The sequence below is a fragment of the Verrucomicrobiia bacterium genome (assembly GCA_036405135.1).
Lineage (GTDB): Bacteria > Verrucomicrobiota > Verrucomicrobiia > Limisphaerales > JAEYXS01 > JAEYXS01.
Genome location: DASWYF010000019.1, coordinates 48,373 through 68,501, shown reverse-complemented (window position 1 = coordinate 68,501; position 20,129 = coordinate 48,373). Strand labels below are relative to the sequence as shown.

The 20,129-nt window shown below is 57.4% G+C and carries 20 protein-coding genes; 11 read left to right on the top strand and 9 right to left on the bottom strand.

Going from position 1 to position 20,129, the window contains the following annotated elements:
* Window positions 1-232: 232 nt before the first annotated feature.
* A complete protein-coding gene (locus tag VGH19_08570) occupies window positions 233-2,797 on the bottom strand; it encodes a DUF1549 domain-containing protein (protein HEY1171406.1) in 2,565 nt (854 codons plus the stop codon).
* A gap of 366 nt (window positions 2,798-3,163) precedes the next feature.
* Between VGH19_08570 and VGH19_08565 the strand changes: the two genes are divergently transcribed.
* From VGH19_08565 to VGH19_08530, 8 genes are all read left to right on the top strand, one after another.
* Entirely contained in the window at window positions 3,164-3,460 is a 297-nt protein-coding gene (locus tag VGH19_08565) for a copper-binding protein (GenBank protein HEY1171405.1), read from the top strand.
* A gap of 279 nt (window positions 3,461-3,739) precedes the next feature.
* Entirely contained in the window at window positions 3,740-4,123 is a 384-nt protein-coding gene (locus VGH19_08560; protein HEY1171404.1) for a hypothetical protein, read from the top strand.
* A complete protein-coding gene (locus VGH19_08555; GenBank protein ID HEY1171403.1) occupies window positions 4,120-4,797 on the top strand; it encodes a class I SAM-dependent methyltransferase in 678 nt (225 codons plus the stop codon). Before VGH19_08560 ends, VGH19_08555 begins: the two co-directional genes overlap by 4 nt.
* Before the next feature lie 187 nt (window positions 4,798-4,984).
* Window positions 4,985-5,884, top strand: coding sequence for a hypothetical protein (locus tag VGH19_08550; protein HEY1171402.1), 900 nt, complete (start codon window positions 4,985-4,987; stop codon window positions 5,882-5,884).
* Window positions 5,885-5,957: 73 nt separating this feature from the next.
* Window positions 5,958-6,758, top strand: a complete 801-nt coding sequence (locus tag VGH19_08545) for a LysM peptidoglycan-binding domain-containing protein (GenBank protein HEY1171401.1) — start codon at window positions 5,958-5,960, stop codon at window positions 6,756-6,758.
* Between the two features lie 11 nt (window positions 6,759-6,769).
* A complete protein-coding gene (locus VGH19_08540; GenBank protein HEY1171400.1) occupies window positions 6,770-7,579 on the top strand; it encodes a hypothetical protein in 810 nt (269 codons plus the stop codon).
* A 13-nt stretch (window positions 7,580-7,592) separates the two neighbouring features.
* A complete protein-coding gene (locus tag VGH19_08535) occupies window positions 7,593-8,366 on the top strand; it encodes an ABC transporter ATP-binding protein (protein HEY1171399.1) in 774 nt (257 codons plus the stop codon).
* Window positions 8,363-10,090, top strand: a complete 1,728-nt coding sequence (locus VGH19_08530; GenBank protein HEY1171398.1) for a hypothetical protein — start codon at window positions 8,363-8,365, stop codon at window positions 10,088-10,090. The genes VGH19_08535 and VGH19_08530 overlap by 4 nt, the downstream gene beginning before the upstream one ends.
* 273 nt (window positions 10,091-10,363) lie before the next feature.
* Here the strand turns inward: VGH19_08530 and VGH19_08525 are convergent, their stop codons facing one another.
* The 6 genes from VGH19_08525 to VGH19_08500 all read right to left on the bottom strand — a co-directional run bounded on the left by VGH19_08525 (window position 10,364) and on the right by VGH19_08500 (window position 14,672).
* Window positions 10,364-10,801: a hypothetical protein gene (locus tag VGH19_08525; GenBank protein HEY1171397.1), complete on the bottom strand. Its 438-nt coding sequence runs from the start codon at window positions 10,799-10,801 to the stop codon at window positions 10,364-10,366.
* A gap of 37 nt (window positions 10,802-10,838) precedes the next feature.
* Window positions 10,839-11,720 (bottom strand): bifunctional 5,10-methylenetetrahydrofolate dehydrogenase/5,10-methenyltetrahydrofolate cyclohydrolase, encoded by an 882-nt coding sequence (locus VGH19_08520; protein ID HEY1171396.1) that lies wholly within the window; start codon window positions 11,718-11,720, stop codon window positions 10,839-10,841.
* A gap of 10 nt (window positions 11,721-11,730) precedes the next feature.
* Window positions 11,731-12,765: an SH3 domain-containing protein gene (locus VGH19_08515; protein HEY1171395.1), complete on the bottom strand. Its 1,035-nt coding sequence runs from the start codon at window positions 12,763-12,765 to the stop codon at window positions 11,731-11,733.
* Complete coding sequence (locus tag VGH19_08510) at window positions 12,762-13,475, bottom strand: pseudouridine synthase (GenBank protein HEY1171394.1); 714 nt, start codon at window positions 13,473-13,475, stop codon at window positions 12,762-12,764. The genes VGH19_08515 and VGH19_08510 overlap by 4 nt, the downstream gene beginning before the upstream one ends.
* Window positions 13,476-13,557: 82 nt before the next feature.
* Complete coding sequence (locus VGH19_08505) at window positions 13,558-13,713, bottom strand: small basic protein (protein HEY1171393.1); 156 nt, start codon at window positions 13,711-13,713, stop codon at window positions 13,558-13,560.
* A gap of 335 nt (window positions 13,714-14,048) precedes the next feature.
* On the bottom strand, window positions 14,049-14,672 hold the full coding sequence (locus VGH19_08500; protein HEY1171392.1) for a hypothetical protein: 624 nt from the start codon (window positions 14,670-14,672) through the stop codon (window positions 14,049-14,051).
* Between the two features lie 294 nt (window positions 14,673-14,966).
* Here VGH19_08500 and VGH19_08495 point away from each other — a divergent pair, with 294 nt between their 5' ends.
* Window positions 14,967-15,713, top strand: coding sequence for an SDR family oxidoreductase (locus VGH19_08495; protein HEY1171391.1), 747 nt, complete (start codon window positions 14,967-14,969; stop codon window positions 15,711-15,713).
* A gap of 468 nt (window positions 15,714-16,181) precedes the next feature.
* On the opposite strand, the gene VGH19_08490 is transcribed toward VGH19_08495, so the two are convergent.
* Entirely contained in the window at window positions 16,182-16,553 is a 372-nt protein-coding gene (locus VGH19_08490; GenBank protein ID HEY1171390.1) for a hypothetical protein, read from the bottom strand.
* Between the two features lie 175 nt (window positions 16,554-16,728).
* Here VGH19_08490 and VGH19_08485 point away from each other — a divergent pair, with 175 nt between their 5' ends.
* Both VGH19_08485 and VGH19_08480 read left to right on the top strand, forming a co-directional pair.
* On the top strand, window positions 16,729-17,214 hold the full coding sequence (locus VGH19_08485) for a hypothetical protein (protein HEY1171389.1): 486 nt from the start codon (window positions 16,729-16,731) through the stop codon (window positions 17,212-17,214).
* Window positions 17,211-19,163: a YjhG/YagF family D-xylonate dehydratase gene (locus tag VGH19_08480; GenBank protein ID HEY1171388.1), complete on the top strand. Its 1,953-nt coding sequence runs from the start codon at window positions 17,211-17,213 to the stop codon at window positions 19,161-19,163. Before VGH19_08485 ends, VGH19_08480 begins: the two co-directional genes overlap by 4 nt.
* Before the next feature lie 53 nt (window positions 19,164-19,216).
* On the opposite strand, the gene VGH19_08475 is transcribed toward VGH19_08480, so the two are convergent.
* Window positions 19,217-20,092 carry a type II secretion system protein gene (locus tag VGH19_08475; protein HEY1171387.1) on the bottom strand — a complete coding sequence of 292 codons (876 nt, stop codon included), beginning with the start codon at window positions 20,090-20,092 and terminating at the stop codon, window positions 19,217-19,219.
* Between the last annotated feature and the right edge of the window lie 37 nt (window positions 20,093-20,129).

Here is a 20,129-nt window from a genome sequence, read left to right as displayed (position 1 = left end):
GCGGGCTAAACTCACGAACTCAAGTCGTACACTCATCAGGTCTTTCACAGGCCATGGCATAATTACGACACACTCCCATACCTCTCCCATGTGTCCACCATGTCCCCGCACACCTGTCCACCTTGTACCCAGTCCATACAGCCCCTCGGAGGGGAGAGGGCCGGGGTGAGGGGTGCCCCCTTCCCACTGTGCTATCTCTTTCGCAAATTTCATCACACCTTAGTATCCCACATCACCGCACCAGTTGAAACTCCGGCATCATCACCACCGCCCAGAGCAGATCCTGCACCCCTTGCTCTGTCGGCTTTGGCCCCAAGACCTCACGCGTGATGCCCAGTTCACTCTTCGTCGGCGGACGCGATAGCGCCAGCGCATACACATGCTGCACCAGCGCCTCCGTATTCCCGTTGTGCTCCACCACCAGCTTCGCCGCCCCCTTCGCCAGCAGGTCTGAAAGTATCTGTCCGTTGTTCAAGTCCAACGCCTCCAGCGTGCTCAGATCACTCGGCCGCGTCGTCACGATCTGATCGCGATTCGGCCTCCCCAAAGTCCGTTGCAACATATCCGACTTCACCAACGAAGCCCGCACCATCGGCAGTTCTGAATACACCGTTTGATTCAATGTGGCGGCAATCGGCTGCAGCAACCGGATCATCCAGGTGTCTTGCGCCTTCACCGCTACCGCTGGTTGCCAATCCTTAGGCGCAGTCGCGAATTTCCCCTTCGCATCCGGCAACGTCTTCGTCCACTCCCACTTCGCATCCGTACCGATGACCTGCTCCGTCCCATCATTGAAACGAAAGCGCGCCTCAAAGAAAGCTCCTGCGAGATTCGGTCCCTCACCCGCATTCTTCGCCACGATGAGAATTTCATTCGCCCCCGCCTTTAATGCCCCATCCAAATTCACCGGCTCCACCGTCATCCAATTATCATCCGCCGCCAGTTCGCGACCATTCACGAAGAGCGTGTAACTGTTATCCACCGAGATCGCCGCACCTGACCGCACCGGCACACTTTTCAGCGTGACACGATGCCGCAACGTGATCGCCTCCCCCGCCTTCGCCACATTGGTTCCCTTATTGTCCGTAGACCACACCCACTGCCCTTTCAGATCAACCTTGGTCGCCGCATTCACCTCCGCCTTGCCGCGCACCACACCCGCATCAAACTTCGCCGGAGCGCTGCCCGTCAGTTGCCACACCGCATCCGTGAATTGCTCCGCCGTCATGCGCTTCGTCCTCGGCCCGCCATACACATACGCATGATCATCCGCCCCCGGCTCCAGCACCTGCGCCTTGGACTGATACGCCTGCGAATTGCAGATGAGTTCCAACGTCTTCTTCAAGTCATACTTGTTGTCCGCCAGATGCACCGCAAGGTAGTCGAGCAAGTCCGCATTCCACGGCTCCGACTGCATCGCGTCCACCGGATGCACGATGCCGCGCCCCATCAGCCGCTGCCAAAAACGATTCACGATCGTGCGCGTCACGCGCCCATTCTCCGGATGCGTCATCAACGCCGCCAGTTGTTGCAAACGCTCCTTCGCCGGTTTGCTCGCATCGATCTGTCCCAGCTCCGGGAACAACCACGCCGCCTTCGCCGTGCGCCCGATCGGCTTGTCGCAACGATTTACCTCCAGCGGCTGCTCCGCGATGATCGCCGCCATGCTATAAGCCTCATCCAGCTTCCAACGATCAATGAAACTGTCATGGCACGACGCGCATTTCAGATTGATGCCGAGAAACGATTGCCCCACCGATTGCGCAAATTGTATCTCCGTCGTCTGCGAGGCATTCACGCTCCCGCGCCACTTGATGCCTTCGCTGAAACCCGCACTCGTCGGTGATGGCGGCGCGATCAGCTCGCGTATGAATTGGTCATACGGCTTGTTTTCCACCAGCGCCGTGTAGAGCCATTTCGTGATCTGCTTGCGCCCGCCCGTGATAAAACCCGTGCCCGTGTAATCATTCCGCAAGAGATCGTTCCAGAACGTCAGCCAATGCTCCGCATACGCCACATCATTGCCCAACAATTCGTTCACCAATCGCGACCGCTTGTCCTTGCCCTTGTCCGCCAGAAATTTCTCCAGTGCCTCGGGAGTTGGCAACAAACCCACCAGATCCAGATGCACCCTCCGTGCAAACTCCGCATCCGTGATCGGCTCCGGCGTCTTCAATTTGTTCTTCGCCAGGTAAGCATCGAGGATGCGATCCACCTCATTCGTCCGCCCCTTCACCGCCTTGGGCAACTCCACCCGACGCGGCTTCAACGGCGGTTCATACGCCGGTTTCTTGAACGCAAACCCTTCCTCCCACTGCGCCCCGCCATCGATCCACGCTTTCAGCAACTGCACCTTCTCCGGTGAAAGCCTCGGCCCCTTCGGCGGCATCCGCGAATCCTCATCCGCCGTCACCAACACCTCGATGAACTTGCTCTTCGCACTCTGCCGCGGCACCACCACCGCACCATTCTCACTCCCCGCCAGCAACTCCGCTTTCGTATTGATCGAGAGCCCGCCCTTCTTCTTGTCCCCCGTGTGACACTCCGCGCAATGCTCGCGCAAAATAGGCACGATCTGATGAGAAAAATCCACCTGCGCCGCGCCCACCGTGAGCGCAGCAAAGACGAGCAAACCTGTCGCGAACAAAGCCTTCATGCGTGCCAGACTAGTATCCCCCAAGCCGCCCGCTGGAACAATAGAAGATTGTGCGTTCCCCAATGTAAAATCGTAACCGCCATTGGCAGTGCCAGAGGCACGACCCGAAGGTAGCCGTGGGTGAAGCAAAGCTGAACCCACGGTTTGTGTGTAGTAGAACAGTATGCGTCACGTAGTGACGCCTGAACACCGTTTCATAGCGTCGCTACGCGACGCGTAAATTCTTTATTCCAGTCTACGTGGGTTTCACCCACGGCTACCATCGAGTCGTGCCTACGGCACTGCCCGTGAATTTGTTCCTTCGTCATTCGGATTTCGTCATTGGGCATTCCTCCCCAGCTACCGCCTAGACGCCACCTTTTACCCCTTGGTTACACAAAATCATTCCCCGAAAAATATATCATTTTTCTGAACAAATCCGTTGAACGTCGCCCTTTCCAACCGGTCGAACCCAACAAATGACCATTACCAGGTGGCAACCAAACAAGGCCACCGGAAAGGCTCTAAATGAATAAAAAACTGTTCGTAACCATCGCTGCCCTCACCGTCCTCGCCCTGCCCACTTTCGCCGCCAAGACCGAGAAGGAAGGCAAAGGCGAACGCCACGGCGGCACCGTCAAAGCCGTGAGCTCGGACAGCCACACGCTGACTGTCTCCCACGGCAAGAAAGACAAATCCGAGACCTACAAAGTCGCCAAGGAAGTCGATCTCTCCAAAGTCAAAGTGGGCGACAACGTGCAGTTGAAAGTTTCTGACGCGAACGTGGTCGAAGCGATCACGCCCGCGAAGAAAAAGGACAAGTAATCTCCCTGGCGGTAGTCCCGCTTGTCCTGGTTAGTTAGTGTACGCGCCCGGTCCGTTCTCCCCCAATACGGACCGGGCTTTTTCAGTCGCTGCCGTTCCCATCCCCTCCCTTGATTTGTCTTTTGTTAGCCGGTCAAATACATCGTATTACGATACAATTTCCTTTGACGAATTCTCTTCACCTCGCAACCATGCTCTCGTGATAAAGACGTTAATTCTAAAAGCCGTTCTCGCCCTCTTCGCCGGATTGGTGATGACTGCTCTCCTTTGATCAAACCGATGCGCTTCCGATACCTACGTGATCCGTTGTTCCTGCTGGCCGTGGTCCTTTACGCGGCCAATCGCTGGTATCTGAAACCACACTTCGGCGGCGCGTTTCTCAACGGTTACTTCAATGACCTGCTGCTCATCCCCGCCGCCTTGCCACCCATTCTCTGGCTGCATTGGCGTTGCGGTTGGCGCACCCATCACGCCCCACCCTCATTTCTCGAGATCACCGCTCACCTCGCGCTCTGGGCCTTCCTCGCTGAAGTTATCGGTCCACACCTGAAAGCCACCAGCGTGAGCGATTGGGCAGATGTCGCCGCCTACGCCGCTGGTGCCTTGCTCGCCTTTCTCATCTGGAAACATCTGCCCGCCACGAATAAACCGGAGGCCGCATGAGCTTTGACCGGCTCGCTCCGGTTTACCGCCTCATGGAACGCCTCCTCGCGGGCGATAAACTCCAGCGCTGCCGCCTCGCTCACCTTGCTCAAGCCCAACACGCCGCCCGCAAAGCTCTCCTCCTCGGCGAAGGCACCGGCCGCTTCCTCATCCCGCTGCTCCAAAGCAATCCACACCTCCAAGTCACCTGCGTCGATGCCAGCGCCGGAATGATCGAACAAACCCGCCACGCCCTGAAACAAGCGCACGCCGATGAAACCCGCGTGCAATTCATCCACGCCGATATCTTTCAATGGTCCCCAGCCGAAACCAGCTTCGACCTCATCGCCACCCACTTCTTCCTCGATTGCTTCCGCGCCGATCAATTGGACGCCTTGATCCCCAAGCTCGCCTCCTTCACCACACCCGATGCCCTCTGGCTCCTCTCCGATTTCAATCTCCCACCAACCGGCCTCGCCCGTCTGCGCGCGCAACTAATCCTCTGGGCCATGTATCGTTTCTTCCGCCTCGTCACGAATCTCCCCGCTCATCACCTCACCGACTGCACCACGCACCTGCAACAAAACGGCTTCATCTCAATCGCCCACGAAACCCACGAATGGGGCCTGCTCCGCTCCGACTGCTGGAAACGCGACAGCGGAGCGCGACTCTCCGAGTCGCAGCAACACACCTAAGCACATTGAGCATCAAAACGACAAACGCCTCAAACCACGCAACCATCAAACTTTTCCCACCCTCTGACTCTAGGTTATTGCTGCGACTCAGAGAGTCGCGCTCCAGTGAGGATGCCTTGCACTACCGTCCCCACCCTGTACCATACCCACAAAGCGGATCGCCTCCCGCATGGCATAAATTGGGCCGATGGAAGAAACCAAACCGCAACCGCCGGAAAAGAAACCTGATGTGATGGCTGGCCAGCCGATCACGTTTGGCGGCGTCGCCGGATTCGGCAGCAGCTCCTGGCGGCGGCTCTTCATCGCCCAGGCCATCGTCGCTGCTGGCGGTGTCGCTGCCGTGCTGATACTTCTCTTTCAGGCATGGCTTCCGGCAGTAGATCAAGCCATCCAAAACCTTCCGGAAAACGGCTACATCCTGCGGGGCGAACTCGCCTGGCCCAAACAAGAGGCCGTCCTGTTAAACGAATCACGCCGCCTGACCATCATCGTCACACCGGTGAACACGCACAACTTCGGACGGTCTGCCGATGTCCAGCTCGAACTGCACGAAAGAGAAGCCCGCATCTACTCGATGTTCGGCTACTCCAACATCCCGTATTCCGAAAACTTCTCGCTCGTGCTCAACCGTCCCGATGTCCAGCCCTGGTGGGGTGCACGCCGCCCCTTCTTTATCACTGGAGCAATCGTCGGAACATTCATGGGATTATGGCTGCTGTGGATTGTACTGGCGTTTCTGTATGCGCCAATCGCCAAGTTCATGGCCTTTTGGAGCGACCGCGCATTGAGATTCTCCCAAGCAATCAAGCTCAGCGCCGCTGCGTTGCTCACACCCGCAATCGTCTACAGCGCAGCCATCGTACTCTATGGACTTGGCGGTTTGCCTTTGGAAGGTCTTATCGCTGCCTGCGCCTTGCATATCGTGCTCGGCTGGATCTATGTGGGAGGGGCTGTAATGAGCCTGAACCGTCGCAACGAACTGGCGACTGTCCCCAAAAGCAATCCGTTCGACCACCCCAAGACGGAACCAGACAGCACTGCGAAGTCCGCTGACAAACCAGCGGGCAATCCTTTTAAAGACGCGTGATTCATGTCCCTTTCTTGGCCCGCCGGTGCAACCGGCCCTTGCACCTCCCGGATGCATCGTTTAGTTTGCGTCCATGATTTTTTCTCGGACGCTTGTGCACGGACTGGCCGTGGCCGCTTTGGTGGCGGTCACCGGCTGCTTTCCGCCCAGCGCCGGTTCTGCGGACGAACAGAAAGACCCTTACTACCTCAGCGGCAAACGCCGGGTGAACAATCTGGATTTCAATGGTGCGCTGGAAGATTTCGAGAAGGCTCTCGAAGCCAATCCCCGCTCTGCGTCAGCCCATCTGGAACTCGGCATCCTCCACGAGCAACGTACCAAGGATTACTCCGCCGCCATCTATCACCTGGAGCGGTTCCTGAAGTTCAAGCCGGACTCTGATTTCGCCGAGCCCGTCCGTCAGCGCATCGTCACCTGCAAGCAGGAACTCGCTCGTACCGTGTCCCTCGGACCGGTGAACCAGATGGTCCAGCGCGATCTCGAACGCCTGGATGTGATGACCAGGGAAAATTTACAGCTCAAAACCCAGCTCGAACAGGTGCAAAACCAGATGTCGCAAGTCCTCGCCATGAAAATGGGCCAGCAGGAACTGCAACAGCAATTACAGCAAAAAGCCGCAGCCAGCCAGAACCCCAGTCCGGCTCTCCATCCGGGAGCCGGGAAAGCGCGTCCAGGGCAAGCCACCAACTTCATCGCGCAGGCCGGCCTCAACCAGCCCGCAGTAGGCCGCACCCACACCATCCAATCGGGTGACACCCTCTACAAGATCGCCCGGCAATATAAAGTTAGCGAAAACGCGCTGAAAACCGCCAATCCCGGCGTGGACCCAAGACGCATGAAACTCGGGCAGGTCCTCAAGATCCCGACCCTCTGACGCGCACTCCCATGCTGAACCGTTTCCTGTTCACCCTTCTGGCAGGCTTCTGGCTCACGATGAGCTATCTCCTCTGGAAATCGGAGATCCGCGGACGCTTCCAGCCCGGTAATGAGATCCCGGTAAACCTCGTCTTCGAGAAGATTCTCACCTCACCGGACAACTCCAACATGGAGATACGCCGTCGCGGCAAACGCATCGGCTATGTGCGTTGGTCGGCGAGCATCGGTGAAGAGACAGCCACCGGCCGTCGCTCCAGTCTGGACGCTCCCATCGGCATGGTGAAGCAGATGAGCAGCTACACCATCGATGCCGATGGCGGCCTCACCGCCCTGGAAAGTGGCCAGCACTTCAAATTCTTCACCTCCATGAAGTTCGCCACCAACTTTGCATGGGAAGACTTCTCCATCCGCCTGAACCAGCGCCCCTTCACTGCCGAGATGCGCACGATCGCAACGGAAAAGACGGCAACTTTCCGCCTTTCAGACACGATCACGGATTGGGAACAGACCGTGCCGCTGGAAGATCTGAAGAACCCCAAGAAGCTCGTCGTGAAATTCGGAGGCCCCATCGTGGGTAATGCCGTGGGCATGCTCATGGAAGAAGGCGTGGCCAAAGCTCGCCGCACCACCTCCGAGATAAAATGGCGGGCATACAATGACTGGCTCCGCGTAGGCTATGCACAATTCCGCATCTACCGGCTGCGCGCCACACTGGGCGAAGGTCAGGAGATCGTGGTATCAGTCAGCCGCGTTGGTGAAATTTTGAAGGTGGAACTTCCGAACGAGATGGTCCTCGTGAACGATGAATTGAGGCAATGAACCCCGCACGCGCATGATTGAACTACAGGACCTCGTAAAGAAATTCGGCGATCTCACCGCCGTGAACCATATCTCGCTCACCGTGAACAAAGGCGAGTTCTTCGCCGTACTGGGACCGAACGCTGCGGGCAAGACCACCACCATCAAGATGCTCACCGGGCTCATTAAACCCACCTCAGGTCGTGCCTTGATTGCCGGATTTGACGTGCAGCAACAGCCTTTGGAAGCACGCCGCTGCCTGGCCTACGTCCCTGACTTTCCTTTCCTCTACGACAAACTTACGCCTTGGGAATTCCTGCGCTTCACCGGCCAGATGTTCCGCATGGATGAGAAGCGGTTCGAGGAAGAGGCCAAGATTTTGGTGGAGCGCTTCAACCTGAACGAATTCTTGCGCAAACCGATCGAAGGTCTATCCCATGGTACTCGCCAACGGGTCGCCATCGCCTCCGCCCTCTTACACGATCCCGAAGTGTTCGTGATTGATGAACCAATGGTCGGTCTTGATCCACACCACGCCCGCGTGGTGAAGGATGTGCTGAAGGAGCGTTCGCTCAAAGGCATGACGGTATTTCTCTCCACCCACCAACTCAGCGTGGCCGAGGAGATGGCAGACCGCATCGGCATCATCCATCAGGGCAAGCTCGTGGCCGTAGGCACGGCGGATGAACTGCGGAAGCAAAGCGGACAGGATGGCGCTTTGGAGAAGAGTTTCCTGACCCTCACAGCCATCGAGGCGAACTTCAACGAGGAACGCGGCACAGCTCAGACGCCAGCCCCTAAGAAATGAACGGAGCCTTCTCACCACTCTGGCTGTTGATCCGCACGAATGGCCTTCAAGCCTGGCGACGGCTGCTCTCCTTCCGCGATCAATCACGGCTCTTGAGCGGTGCCATCATGGTTTTCGTGGCCTGCTACCTCTGGCTGGCCTACATGCTGTTCTACAAAGCCATGCGCTTCGTCTCCTACTTCCCCGGCTTGGGTGAAGTGCTCGTGGAGCGGATGCTTTTCCTGCTCTTTGCATTCCTGTTCACGATGTTGATGCTGAGCAATCTCGTCATCAGCTTCACGAACCTGTTTCGAAATCGTGAATCCACCTTTCTGCTGACGATGCCCGTCTCCAGCGGCACCATATTCCGTTGGAAATTCATCGAATCGTCCATCCTTGCCTCGTGGGCGTTCGTATTCCTCATCGCCCCGCTCGTGGCCGCTTTCGGCAACAGCCAGAAAGCGCCGTGGCATTTCTATCCTGTCACCATCGGCCTGATCCTCATGTTCATCGTGTTGCCCACCGTGGCGGGATCATGGTTTGCCGTGCTGCTGGCTCGCTTCATGGACAGAAGGGCTTTCCAAGTAGCCGCCATCACGATCGCCGTCAGCGCATTGCTCTACGTCGCCTTCGGCACCAAGCCGGAGCAGTTGCCGGATGACTTCGAGGACACGCGCGTGCTGGGCTTGATGGACCGCTTGCTCAAACGCACGGACTTCGCGCAAAACCCTGTCCTGCCCAGCTACTGGCTTTCCAGCGGTGTATTAAAGTGGCTGGAAGGCGCCTTCGGTGGAGCACTCTTTTTCGTGCTTGTGCTGTTGAGCAATGTGCTCTTCTTCACCTTCCTGTCATTCACGAAACTGGGAAAGCCTTTCTACGAAGCCGCCTCCATCGTGCAAAGTCGAGGCAGCCTGTTCGGTCATTGGGAGTGGTTCCGCAAGTGGCGCAGCTTCCAAGGTCAGCGCCGTTTTGAAGTCGGCTTTCTGGAACGCGTCTTTGGCCTGTTCAGCAAACACATGGCGGGCGATGTCCGCGCCATGCTGGTGAAAGACATCCGTGTCTTCTGGCGCGACACCACACAATGGGGCCAGACGCTGATGCTCTTCGGTCTGCTGGGCGTTTACATCATCAACCTGCGCCATTTCTCCCAGCAGCTCACCGCGCCGTTCTGGATACATGTGGTCTCATACTTGAACCTCGGCGCGAGCGCATTGAATCTCGCCACACTCACCACACGTTTCGTGTACCCGCAATTCTCTTTGGAAGGCAGACGCGTTTGGATCGTGGGCATGGCTCCGTTAGGCTTGCCCAAAATCGTCATGGCCAAGTACTGGCTCACGACAGCGGGCTCACTCATTGTGACGCTGGGCCTGACCGTCCTCTCTTGCCACATGCTTCAACTGCCGTGGGAACGCACCGTGATGTTCGTCGGCGCCATCACTGTCATGACGCTCACCCTGAATGGCTTGGCCGTAGGGCTTGGCGTGCTATACCCGAACTTCCGCGAGGAAAACCCAAGCAAAATCGTGAGCGGCTTCGGTGGCACGTTCTGCCTCGTGTTAAGTTTCCTCTACATCGTGGCCACAGTGGTCTTGCTCGCCATGGGCACGCCTTGGCCTGGTGCAAAGGAAGTGCAGCTCAGCAAAGTTCTCGCCGGTTGGATTGGTTTTGGTTTTCTCTCCGTATTACTAGGCTGGGTGCCATTGAGATTAGGGCTCAGGCGCGCAGCGCATTTTGAGTATTAGCAACCTCTCAGTGCCAGCGGCACGGCCTGATGGTAGCCGTGGGTGACCAACGGGAACCCACGGTTAGCGGATATAAGTCGATACACGTTACGTAGTGACGCTTTGACAATATCCCACCACTTCACCGCGTCGCTACGCGACGCATATTCTTCTTCGATATTGATTCCGTGGGTTTCACCCACGGCTACCATCGGGTCGTGCCGCTGGCACTGCATAAAAGAAAAGAGGCAACCTATATAGGTTGCCTCTCTCTGAAAGATTAAGCTGAGGGGATTACTCCGCCGGAGCTGGAGCTGCACCGGGTTGTCCCGGCGGCGGTTGCACCACCACGACAGGCATCGGGTAACGCAGCTTCATCACGTCGTCCACGAGCACTTCCACCCAGTAAACACCGGGCGTTTTGAGCTCCACCTGCTGGAGGCCCATCATGTTCGTGGCGGAATGCGCCGGGTCCTGTAAAGCAAACTTCGTCTCGCCTTTGCGGATGACCGTAGTCTGATCCGGTGCCATCAGGCGAACCGTTTCCGTGAACTGGCCGACACCGGCCGTCCAGCGATTCAACACAAAAACAACTTGCGCTGTGATCGGCACCTGCGGCACGCGGATGAGGCCCATGACGCCGAGCACGATCAGGTCGCCATTGGACTGCTGGCGGACACCATCGCACATGAGTGAGGACTGGAGATCAGGAAGGATACGAGCTGGATTCATAGATGATTACTGCCAATGAGTGTGCAAAATATTTTGATTATTTGGTCGCCAGTTCCGCTGCACGCACCGTGTTGTGCAACAGCATGGCGATGGTCATGGGACCGACCCCACCGGGATTCGGCGTGATGCGACCGGCAATCGGCTGGATGGCCTTGAAATCAACATCGCCCACGAGACGTGAGCCGCCTTTGGCTGTCGGATCCGGAATGCGATTCACACCCACATCCATGATCACCGCACCGGGCTTCACCATGTCCGCCTTCAAAAATTCTGCGACGCCCATCGCCGCGATGATGATGTCCGCACGGCGGCAATGTTCCGCCACATTCCGGCTGCGCGAATGGCAAACGGTCACGGTGGCGTCCGCATACTTGTCCTTCTGGACGAGGATGGCCGCCATCGGTTTGCCCACGATATTGCCACGGCCAAGGATGACCACTTCCGCGCCGTTGATCTTCACGTTGGAGCGGATGAGCAGTTCATGCACGCCCGCCGGTGTGCAAGGGCGGAAACCGGTCGTGTCACCGAGCATCAGCTTGCCGACGTTTTCGGGATGGAACCCATCCACATCTTTCGTCGGGAGCACGGTGGAGAAAATGATCTGCTCGCTGATGTGCTTGGGCAATGGTGCCTGAACCAAGATGCCATGCACTGCTGGATCGGCATTCAGCCTGTGGATGAGTGTGAGGAGATCGGCTTGCGACGTCTTCTCATCCAGCACGATCGTCTTGGAATCGATGCCCAGCCGCTGGCTGGTCTTCTCCTTCATCCCCACATAGACCTTGGATGCTGGATCATCACCCACACGCACAAAGACAAGTCCGGGCTGGATGCCGCGGGCTTTTAGTTCAGCGACCTTGGCCGCGGTTTCCGTGTGGATTTGCTCGGCGATGGCACGCCCGTCGATCAGATTTTCCATGACCTAAAAACTATTCGTCGATGGGTTCGAGCGTTTTGATCTCGATGAGCGGCATGTTCGGCCAGCGGGGATCAACCGATTCACTGCCCGAAACCCGGATCTTGCGACCAAGGAATTGCTTGAGATCCAATCCCGTATCGCCCGCATAAAGATAGTTGACGGTCACCGTGCGGCGTTCCGGATCCGCCAGGCGATAACCCGAGGGAGCCTGCACGCTGAGCGACGTGCGTACCACGCCTTCACGTGTGATGATACGCACTTGTGGCGGAGCGGGTTCCACGACTACGGGAGATTCCACTGCGGGAGCCGGTGCTGGGATGGGAATCGTCACCGGGTCCAACTGCGGTTTCACCGGCGGAGGTGTGGCCACAACCACAGGTTGAGGCGGCGGCACCGGAGCGGCATCATTCATCACCTTGACCGGAGACGCATCGACAACCGCCGTAGGCCGTGTCACCGGCTGCACACCGCTCTCCACTTTCACCGTAGGCAGCGGCTCGACAGATTCCGTCTTGCTGACCTTCACCGCCGGTTTTCCGGCCGGTTCTGCGGGTTTGGCCTCCGTCTTGGCGATTTCCGGTGCGCCCTTGATCTCGAGGAAATCAACGGACACAAAAGCGTAAGTTCCTTCCGGTGCGACGATCTCCGTCCACTCTTCTACCGTGCGGATGGCCTGCACCTTGGCACCTTTTTCCAGACGGCCGAGGACGCTGTAATTCTCACCGGGACCGGAGCGGACGTTCAGGCGGTTACTCGCCACTTCGCCATCTTTGATGAAGGAAGCGTTCACCCACACAGGGGTGTTGGCGGGAAGAGCGATCTTGGCCCACTTGGCAGGTTCGCCCGGACCGGGCTTCTCCAGCGTGATCTGCTCAAGCACCTTGATGGGTTCACCCTGGTTGAGCTGGGTAACGACCTCGCTGTTCAACGTCGCCTGGCCGCGCACATTCACGCGGGTGGCCTTCACCGTGGCAGACTCCTGTGCCATGACCGCGCCTGTCGTGAGGCACATCACCAGAGTCACCAGTTTTTGCGGCATCTTCATGAAGCAGTCAGTAGAGATTTTATCTCCGGTTCTGTCAATGTCCGCCATTTGCCTTCCGGCAGATCGCCCAGCTTGATCTTGCCGATCTGCACCCGGCGCAAACGGAGGACTTCCAAATTGATCGTCTCGAACATCCGACGCACCTCGCGGTTCTTCCCTTCACGCAAATCCAGCTCCACGGTCGTCTCACGGTTGCTGGCTTCGAGGATGCGCACGGCTTCCGCCCGCAGGCGTTCGCCTTCATGCTGGACGCCTTTCAGGAAAGGCTCGATCTGCTTCATCTCCAGCTTGCCCGGCACCGCAGCCCAATAGCGCTTCAAAATCCCGTAGCGCGGATGCGTCAGATGCAGGCTGAAATCCCCGTCATTCGTCATGAAGATCAGGCCTTCGCTCTCACGGTCCAAGCGGCCCACAGTGTTCAAATTATCCCACTCTGCAGGAAGCAATTCACCGATGCATTTGCGCCGTTCCGGGTCCATCTTGGTGCAGATGTAACCACGCGGTTTATTGACGGCGATGTAGAGCTTCTTTCTCGCCCGGACTTGAGCCCCATCCACCTTCACTACGTCGCGCGCCGGGTCCACCTTGGTGCCCAGCTCGGTGATGACCTTGCCGTTCACATCCACCCGGCCATCCAGAATGATCTGCTCGCCAGCGCGGCGGGAGGCCACACCGGCATCGGCGAGGAATTTTTGGAGACGGACGTTCATTCCGGGAAAAAAGGCTGGGCGGGAAACCGGCATTTACCGGACTCCCGCCCCGCGAAAAGGATATTTACCAGCGCGAGGAAGACTATTCCTCAGGCTTGGTCTTCGGCAGACCGGTGACGCGACGGCCTTCCGTCCACTGGCTGCGCTTGCGCATCAATTCCACACGTTCAAAGCGCTTCAACACGTTGCGCTTGGCGCCCAAGGTGCTCGAGGCACGGAGACTTCTGTGCTGTGACATAAAATCGTAAAATTTAGCTGTTTCTACCCCGCCCTAAGGCAAGGGGCCGAAACATATACTAACTCCCCCGCGCCATGGCAAATGGTAATTTTAAGGAAAACGACCGCCGTATCGCTTTGGCCCAAAGGGCCAAGAGAGTCCAGCCTAGGGCAGCCGCCGCTTTTTATGCGGCGGCTGCCCTAGGTTTAGTGAGGTGAAATAGTGTGCCCTGTAGGGACACCAGAATGCTCTGGCGACTTTCAGGCCGCACTCATTTGCCAACATTTTACCCAAGGCAGACCTTGAGTGGTCTGCCTTGGGCTGGATCTTTTGACCCTTTGGGCCAAGCAGCCAAACTAAATCGCCTCAACCAACGCCTGATAAGACCTCTGTAAAAGCGCCTCCACCTGCCGCCAATCACACCCTGCCCCGCTATCATCCCGCAGTTTACCGGCTTGGGCGCGTAAGACGCCTGCTTCGGTGAAGCCAGGTTCATCTGAGCCGTAAAGGATGGCATAGACCGCCCCTATCTTTTGCCCCACTTGCTGGGCACTGTCCTGTCCGGGAGTTCGACGAGCCACCCACCACGCCAGTTCCGCCCTGGCCGCTTCTTTGGAATCAAAGGTGCGATGGGACAACTTGCGTATCTGGTCAAAGGCCACTTCCAAATCCGGCAACACCACTGCCTCATAGTTCTCCGAACTGGTCTCAAACTTCCACGCCGCCATGACCAATCGCTGGGCGATGGCATTGGCTTCAGAGGGCGAGGCTTTGAACTGGGATTGCATGAGCGTGACCAGTTCCGTATGCAGACGGATGGGATCAGCCGCATAATACGCCTGCCACATCCGCGTTTCAGCAGCAGCAATGGCTTTCGGGTCCGGACGAAACGCCCGGGGCAACCAAAAACCGAGGGCGACAGCCAGCAACAAGACGATGACGACCGACACCTTGAGTGTGTTTTTGAAGGAAGCATTCATAACCTTGAAACGACTTGGAGGTTTAAGAACTCGCTTGGATTGAAACAACCTATCATGGCGGCAGGGGAAGTGCAAATCGGGCTAGTTTTAACCGCCGAAGCACGCGATCCCGTGCTGCCGGATTCCAGCCGGCAGTAAGAGAACGTCCGCCGAAACACACCTCTACCTGACAACCTTTTGGGTAACGGCGATGCCTTTAACCCGCCTTGGCTACTATGCACCCTTGACTGCCCGCTGGAATCCGGCAGCACATTGCGCTCGTAAATCGTCCATCCAAAATCGTAAATTCCCCACATGGCTTCATTCACGGAATTGCAGGGTCAAACCGTCCTCATCACCGGCGGCGCCAATGGCATTGGTGCCGCGATGGTCCGTGCCTTTGCCCAGCAAGGTGCGCACGTGGAGTTCTGTGATGTAGATGTGAAAGCAGCGGAAACACTGGTGAAAGAGCTGAATGGAGCGGCCCAGTTCACAAAGGTGGATCTGATGAAAGAAAAGCAGATCACCAAGTGGATTCAGGGCGTGGCAAAACGGCTTGGCAGCATCCGCGCGGTCATCAATAACGCGGCGTCTGATCCGCGCATCGCTTTGGCGGATACCACGGCGGAGGCTTGGGATACCTTGCACGCGCGGAATTTGCGAGCCTATTTCCTCGTGTGCCGGGAAGCGGCTCCGCATCTCAAGGCGGGCTCGTCTATCATCAACTTTTCCTCCATCACGGTGCACAATGGTCCGCCGGTGATGAGCGCGTATGTGTCCACAAAGGCAGGCATCATCGGCTTCAGCCGTTCGCTCGCGCGTGAGTTGGGACCACGTGGCATCCGTGTGAACATCATTTCACCGGGTTGGATCATGACGGAACGGCAGCTCAAGGAATACGTCACACCCGCGGCGAAGAAACTCATCCGACAGTCCCAATGCATCCCGGCGCTGAACCAGCCGGAGGAAGTGGCGGATGTGGCCCTCTTTCTGGCGAGTGATTTGAGCCGCGCGGTGACGGGACAGGAATTGCTGGTCGATCGTGGCTGGGTGCACGAGTGAGTTTGTGGAGCGCGACTCTCCGAGTCGCAGCAACGTCCAAATGACTTACGGTGAGCAAACTATCTGAAGCAACGAGCACCCCTGCTTGAACACTCCAAAAATATTATGCCGCTTATCGCTTAGGTAAGTTGCTGCGACTCGGAGAGTCGCGCTCCTAAGCTGCCGTTTATAAATCTCCCCTTCAATTATAGATGCACCTGTGCAGGCGCATCCACATGATGTCACACGTCAACGGAAGTTCTTTTGCCGGTAGCGTGTCGCCTCGTGCGGATGGGTGCGCAGGTGGCATAGGCCGGTAAATGATACGGACGTGGGCGGCTGTGGGGACGCAGCACGTCCGTTGATTTGCCAGGGAGGCAATGGGAAGCGTGCGACGGTGGGGACTATCGCACGTATTGGGGAACGCCCAGCGCTGGCTCTCTCCTCAAACACACCGAGGAGAGGGCCGGTGACGGCGGGCACGCTCCCTCACTTTTCCAAGATCCACTCCCGCGCTGATGCCATATCTCGAAATATCCTTATCGTGATCTGCGGGTGATCATTCAATGTCTGGAACATTCGCGCGTAACCAAGCAAATGGTCCTTGGGGGCGACGATGGCAGATTTGAAGCTATTGGGAAATGTCCGGCTCCTTCGGTTCTCGGCCAATTGCCAGACGGCGCTGAAATCCACAGTCAGGTTCTCCACCTCGCTCAGGTCGGTGACGCGCGGCAGGACCGTGGCCTGCGCTTTCTCCAATTCCCAGGCTGCCGCGCCAAAATCGCCGAGATCACGGGCGGTGAGCACACCGAAAAGCTTCACAAAAAAATGGCCCGGCTCTTCAGTGATGCTAAAAGGCATAAGAATCGCAGGTTTGCAAACGTATCTGACGGAACTCTGGCAAAGTGTGAACCGCAGGCAAGCACCAAGCGCGGGTGGAGCAATGGGGACGAATCCAAACGCCCGGTGCTACCGGCAGCCCCTTTTCGGGGGCGCTTGACACATCCCGCCCGCTTGCCGACTGTCTGGCGGTTCTATGCGGTTTGAAGGTTTGTGGAAACATCTCGCCATCTCCTTTGGCATTGCCTTGGGCGTGTATATCGTCGCGTACTGGTTCATCGAGCATCAGCGCTATGCGAAAGGACCATGGGAAGTGCGCTTTGAGCAAAGCACGAATGGACATCCGCTCATGGTGGTGAATCAGCCCGCCTTGAAGATTCATGACGTGAAGTTCGAGTTCAAAGGTGCGCCCATCGGCACCAACCAGCTTCCTCAAACCATCAAGTTCGAACAACCAAAGCAATGGCCGTTTGCCGCCGGTTTTGGTGAAGTCATTTTCGAAGACCTTACGTTCCAACCTGGAACAGTCGTTTTGTTGTGCTACGGCAATGAGATCGAACTTTTGCCGCGCGTGATGACGGTGAACCGCCAGCAGTATATCTGGAAGTCCGGTTACACGATGACCCTGGTGCCGACGAATCCGCCCGCGCCAGTGGAAATCAAAAAGAAAAAGAAGGAATGAATCTCCAGCCTCTCTTGGATGGTGTGCTGCCCAACCTTTACGAAGTGCGCACCAAAGCTGCCGGCCCCGAAGGCAGCCTGCCCATCGATGCCGACATGCTCCTGAATCGCCCCAGCGGCGATCTCTTCGGCCTTACGCAGAATGCGGGCATGGGCTGGAATCCCTCGGAACTCGGTCGTAAACAATATCTCATCCTCAGCACACAGGGTGGTATGCGTGCGCCGGATGGCAAACCCATCGCGCTCGGTTATCACACGGGACATTGGGAGATCAGCCTCTTGGTGCAAGCGGCAGCGAATGAATTGCGCGATCAGAAGGGACTGCCCTTCGCTGCGTATTGCTCTGATCCCTGCGATGGCCGCACGCAAGGCACGACGGGCATGTTCGATAGTTTGCCCTATCGCAATGATGCCGCGCAAGTGATGCGCCGTCTCATCCGCTCGCTGCCCACGCGCTCGGGCGTCATCGGCGTAGCGACATGTGATAAAGGCTTGCCCGCGATGATGATGGCTCTGGCGGGCGCGAAAGAACTTCCCTGCGTGCTCGTTCCCGGCGGCGTGACCTTGCCGCCGACGAATGGTGAGGATGCGGGTGCGGTGCAGACTCTAGGGGCGCGTTTCTCACATGGCATCGTGAGCCTTTCAGAAGCGGCGGATCTCGGGTGCCGTGCTTGCGGCTCGCCCGGTGGTGGGTGCCAGTTCCTCGGTACAGCGGCGACTTCTCAAGTGGTTGGGGAAGCGCTCGGTATGTCCGTTCCTCATTCAGCACTCGCGCCCTCAGGTGAACCTGTATGGACAGACATCGCAGTGCGTTCGGCTCGTGCCGTGATGGAGCTGGAAAAACGCGGCCTGAAGTTGAAGGATATTTTGACGGATGCAGCGGTGCGCAATGCCATGGCGGTACATGCAGCGTTTGGTGGTTCCACGAATCTATTGCTGCACATCCCGGCGATCGCTTATGCCGCTGGTTTGAAGCGGCCCACGGTTAATGACTGGATCGAGGTGAATCGTGCGGTTCCCCGCTTGGTTAGCGTGTTGCCGAATGGGCCGGTGCATCATCCCACGGTGCGGGCATTTCTCGCGGGCGGTGTGCCGGAAGTGATGTTGCATCTGCGCACACTGGGCTTACTGGATACTAAGGTAATGACGGTGGCGGGTTGCACCTTGGATGAAGTGCTGAACTGGTGGGAAGGTTCGGAACGACGGAAGAAGTTCCGCGATATCTTGCAGCAACAGGACGGCATCAATCCCGATGACGTCATCATGTCCCCTGCCCAAGCGAAAGCACGCGGACTGACCAGCACGGTCACCTTCCCTACGGGCAATCTGGCTCCTGAGGGCGCGGTCATCAAGAGCACGGCCATTGATCCTTCCGTGGTGGATGCGGACAATGTTTATCGCAAGGAAGGTCCGGCACGGATTTTCACCAGCGAACGGGCGGCCATCACGGCCATCAAGGAAAAGCGCATCCAGGCCGGTGACATCATGGTGCTGGTGGGTATCGGCCCAATGGGCACCGGCATGGAAGAGACCTACCAAGTAACCTCCGCGCTGAAATTCCTGCCTTTCGGCAAACAGGTGGCACTCATCACAGATGCGCGGTTCAGCGGCGTCTCAACAGGAGCTTGTATCGGCCATGTCGGGCCGGAAGGCCTGGCGGGCGGTCCCATTGGCAAACTGCTCGATGGTGATTTGATCCGCATCATCGTGGACCGCAACACCCTTACAGGCAGTTTGGACCTGATCGGAGAAGCAGGCCTACGCTTCACACCGGAAGAAGGAGCCAAGGTTCTGGCAGCAAGGGCTTCCCGGTCAGACATGGCCCCGAACCCAGCCTTGCCGGAAGACACCAAACTCTGGGCAGCATTGCAAGGCGTGAGCGGCGGGACTTGGGGCGGATGTGTCTTTGATGTGGAGCGGATCGCCGGGCTGCTAAAAACCTCCCGCTGACAAAAGATAAACCCGCCAGCCCCTCGGCTGGCGGGTTTCGCAAAAGGCAGTTGTTAGTCTTTGGCTAAAATCGTCCAGCCACCGCTTAACACTGTGAGCGTCCGGTTGGTGGATCCCAGAGTTTTAATTGGTTCAAGGCTTTCCGCGTGCCCATCAATGAACACATAGTTGATGAACTTGTTGTGGAAATCATTGATGGAAGGCGCTCCAGTGCTCATGTGGGAATTGGCGTTGGCAATGACATTTCCCCAGTTGCCATGCCCCATATAGCTGTTATTCCGGATGAATTCCGTCAGACTGATCTGAGACTCAGGCTCAAGAATAAAATCAGTATTGATGGCCCGCTGGTTAAACGGCATGGGCATGGGAGACGTCACCGAATCCTTGGTGTTCCAACTGACCGGATAGGCAGCATCGTGGTTCCAAATCAGCCCCAAGCCGCGACGGCTGGCGGGTGATGGTGGCCATAAAGTCTCCGGATCGCCATAGGCAGTCGGAGCATAGCTGCGGCGCAAAGGATACGATGTGATCGAATCCGCCTCATTGCGGATTTTATCCGATGGACACCGCAAACTCTTGATATCGCACACCGCCGGCATCGAACCACGCATCTGGTTGGAAGAAACGGTGACGCCATAATAGTTGGCTACCACATCATCCCATCCCCAGGAACCGTTGCCACCCACCCCGCGAATGCCGGCATATGGCAATTCACCGCTGGTATCATCCCGATACATCGCTTGCACCGTCCCATATTGCTTCAAGTTGTTGAGGCAACTGGTCGTCATGGCCTTTACCTTGGCCTTGGCCAATGCGGGCAGCAACATGCCAGCCAAGATGGCGATGATGGCGATCACCACTAGCAATTCGATGAGCGTGAACCCCCTTTGCCGGTGTGTCCCGCTTTGCAGATTGATTAGATTGTTCATAAAATGGCGATTCGGTGATTTGGTGAATGTTTTACGG

What these genes read in the sequence shown, in the direction of transcription:
- VGH19_08515 (HEY1171395.1), bottom strand. Translation starts at nt 12,765, where the DNA reads ATGAAGATGCCGCAAAAACTGGTGACTCTGGTGATGTGCCTCACGACA.
- VGH19_08495 (HEY1171391.1), top strand. Translation starts at nt 14,967, where the DNA reads ATGGCTTCATTCACGGAATTGCAGGGTCAAACCGTCCTCATCACCGGC.
- VGH19_08560 (HEY1171404.1), top strand. Translation starts at nt 3,740, where the DNA reads ATGCGCTTCCGATACCTACGTGATCCGTTGTTCCTGCTGGCCGTGGTC.
- VGH19_08550 (HEY1171402.1), top strand. Translation starts at nt 4,985, where the DNA reads ATGGAAGAAACCAAACCGCAACCGCCGGAAAAGAAACCTGATGTGATG.
- VGH19_08540 (HEY1171400.1), top strand. Translation starts at nt 6,770, where the DNA reads ATGCTGAACCGTTTCCTGTTCACCCTTCTGGCAGGCTTCTGGCTCACG.
- VGH19_08510 (HEY1171394.1), bottom strand. Translation starts at nt 13,475, where the DNA reads ATGAACGTCCGTCTCCAAAAATTCCTCGCCGATGCCGGTGTGGCCTCC.
- VGH19_08525 (HEY1171397.1), bottom strand. Translation starts at nt 10,801, where the DNA reads ATGAATCCAGCTCGTATCCTTCCTGATCTCCAGTCCTCACTCATGTGC.
- VGH19_08520 (HEY1171396.1), bottom strand. Translation starts at nt 11,720, where the DNA reads ATGGAAAATCTGATCGACGGGCGTGCCATCGCCGAGCAAATCCACACG.
- VGH19_08545 (HEY1171401.1), top strand. Translation starts at nt 5,958, where the DNA reads ATGATTTTTTCTCGGACGCTTGTGCACGGACTGGCCGTGGCCGCTTTG.
- VGH19_08505 (HEY1171393.1), bottom strand. Translation starts at nt 13,713, where the DNA reads ATGTCACAGCACAGAAGTCTCCGTGCCTCGAGCACCTTGGGCGCCAAG.
- VGH19_08500 (HEY1171392.1), bottom strand. Translation starts at nt 14,672, where the DNA reads ATGAATGCTTCCTTCAAAAACACACTCAAGGTGTCGGTCGTCATCGTC.
- VGH19_08480 (HEY1171388.1), top strand. Translation starts at nt 17,211, where the DNA reads ATGAATCTCCAGCCTCTCTTGGATGGTGTGCTGCCCAACCTTTACGAA.
- VGH19_08535 (HEY1171399.1), top strand. Translation starts at nt 7,593, where the DNA reads ATGATTGAACTACAGGACCTCGTAAAGAAATTCGGCGATCTCACCGCC.
- VGH19_08565 (HEY1171405.1), top strand. Translation starts at nt 3,164, where the DNA reads ATGAATAAAAAACTGTTCGTAACCATCGCTGCCCTCACCGTCCTCGCC.
- VGH19_08475 (HEY1171387.1), bottom strand. Translation starts at nt 20,092, where the DNA reads ATGAACAATCTAATCAATCTGCAAAGCGGGACACACCGGCAAAGGGGG.
- VGH19_08530 (HEY1171398.1), top strand. Translation starts at nt 8,363, where the DNA reads ATGAACGGAGCCTTCTCACCACTCTGGCTGTTGATCCGCACGAATGGC.
- VGH19_08555 (HEY1171403.1), top strand. Translation starts at nt 4,120, where the DNA reads ATGAGCTTTGACCGGCTCGCTCCGGTTTACCGCCTCATGGAACGCCTC.
- VGH19_08485 (HEY1171389.1), top strand. Translation starts at nt 16,729, where the DNA reads ATGCGGTTTGAAGGTTTGTGGAAACATCTCGCCATCTCCTTTGGCATT.
- VGH19_08490 (HEY1171390.1), bottom strand. Translation starts at nt 16,553, where the DNA reads ATGCCTTTTAGCATCACTGAAGAGCCGGGCCATTTTTTTGTGAAGCTT.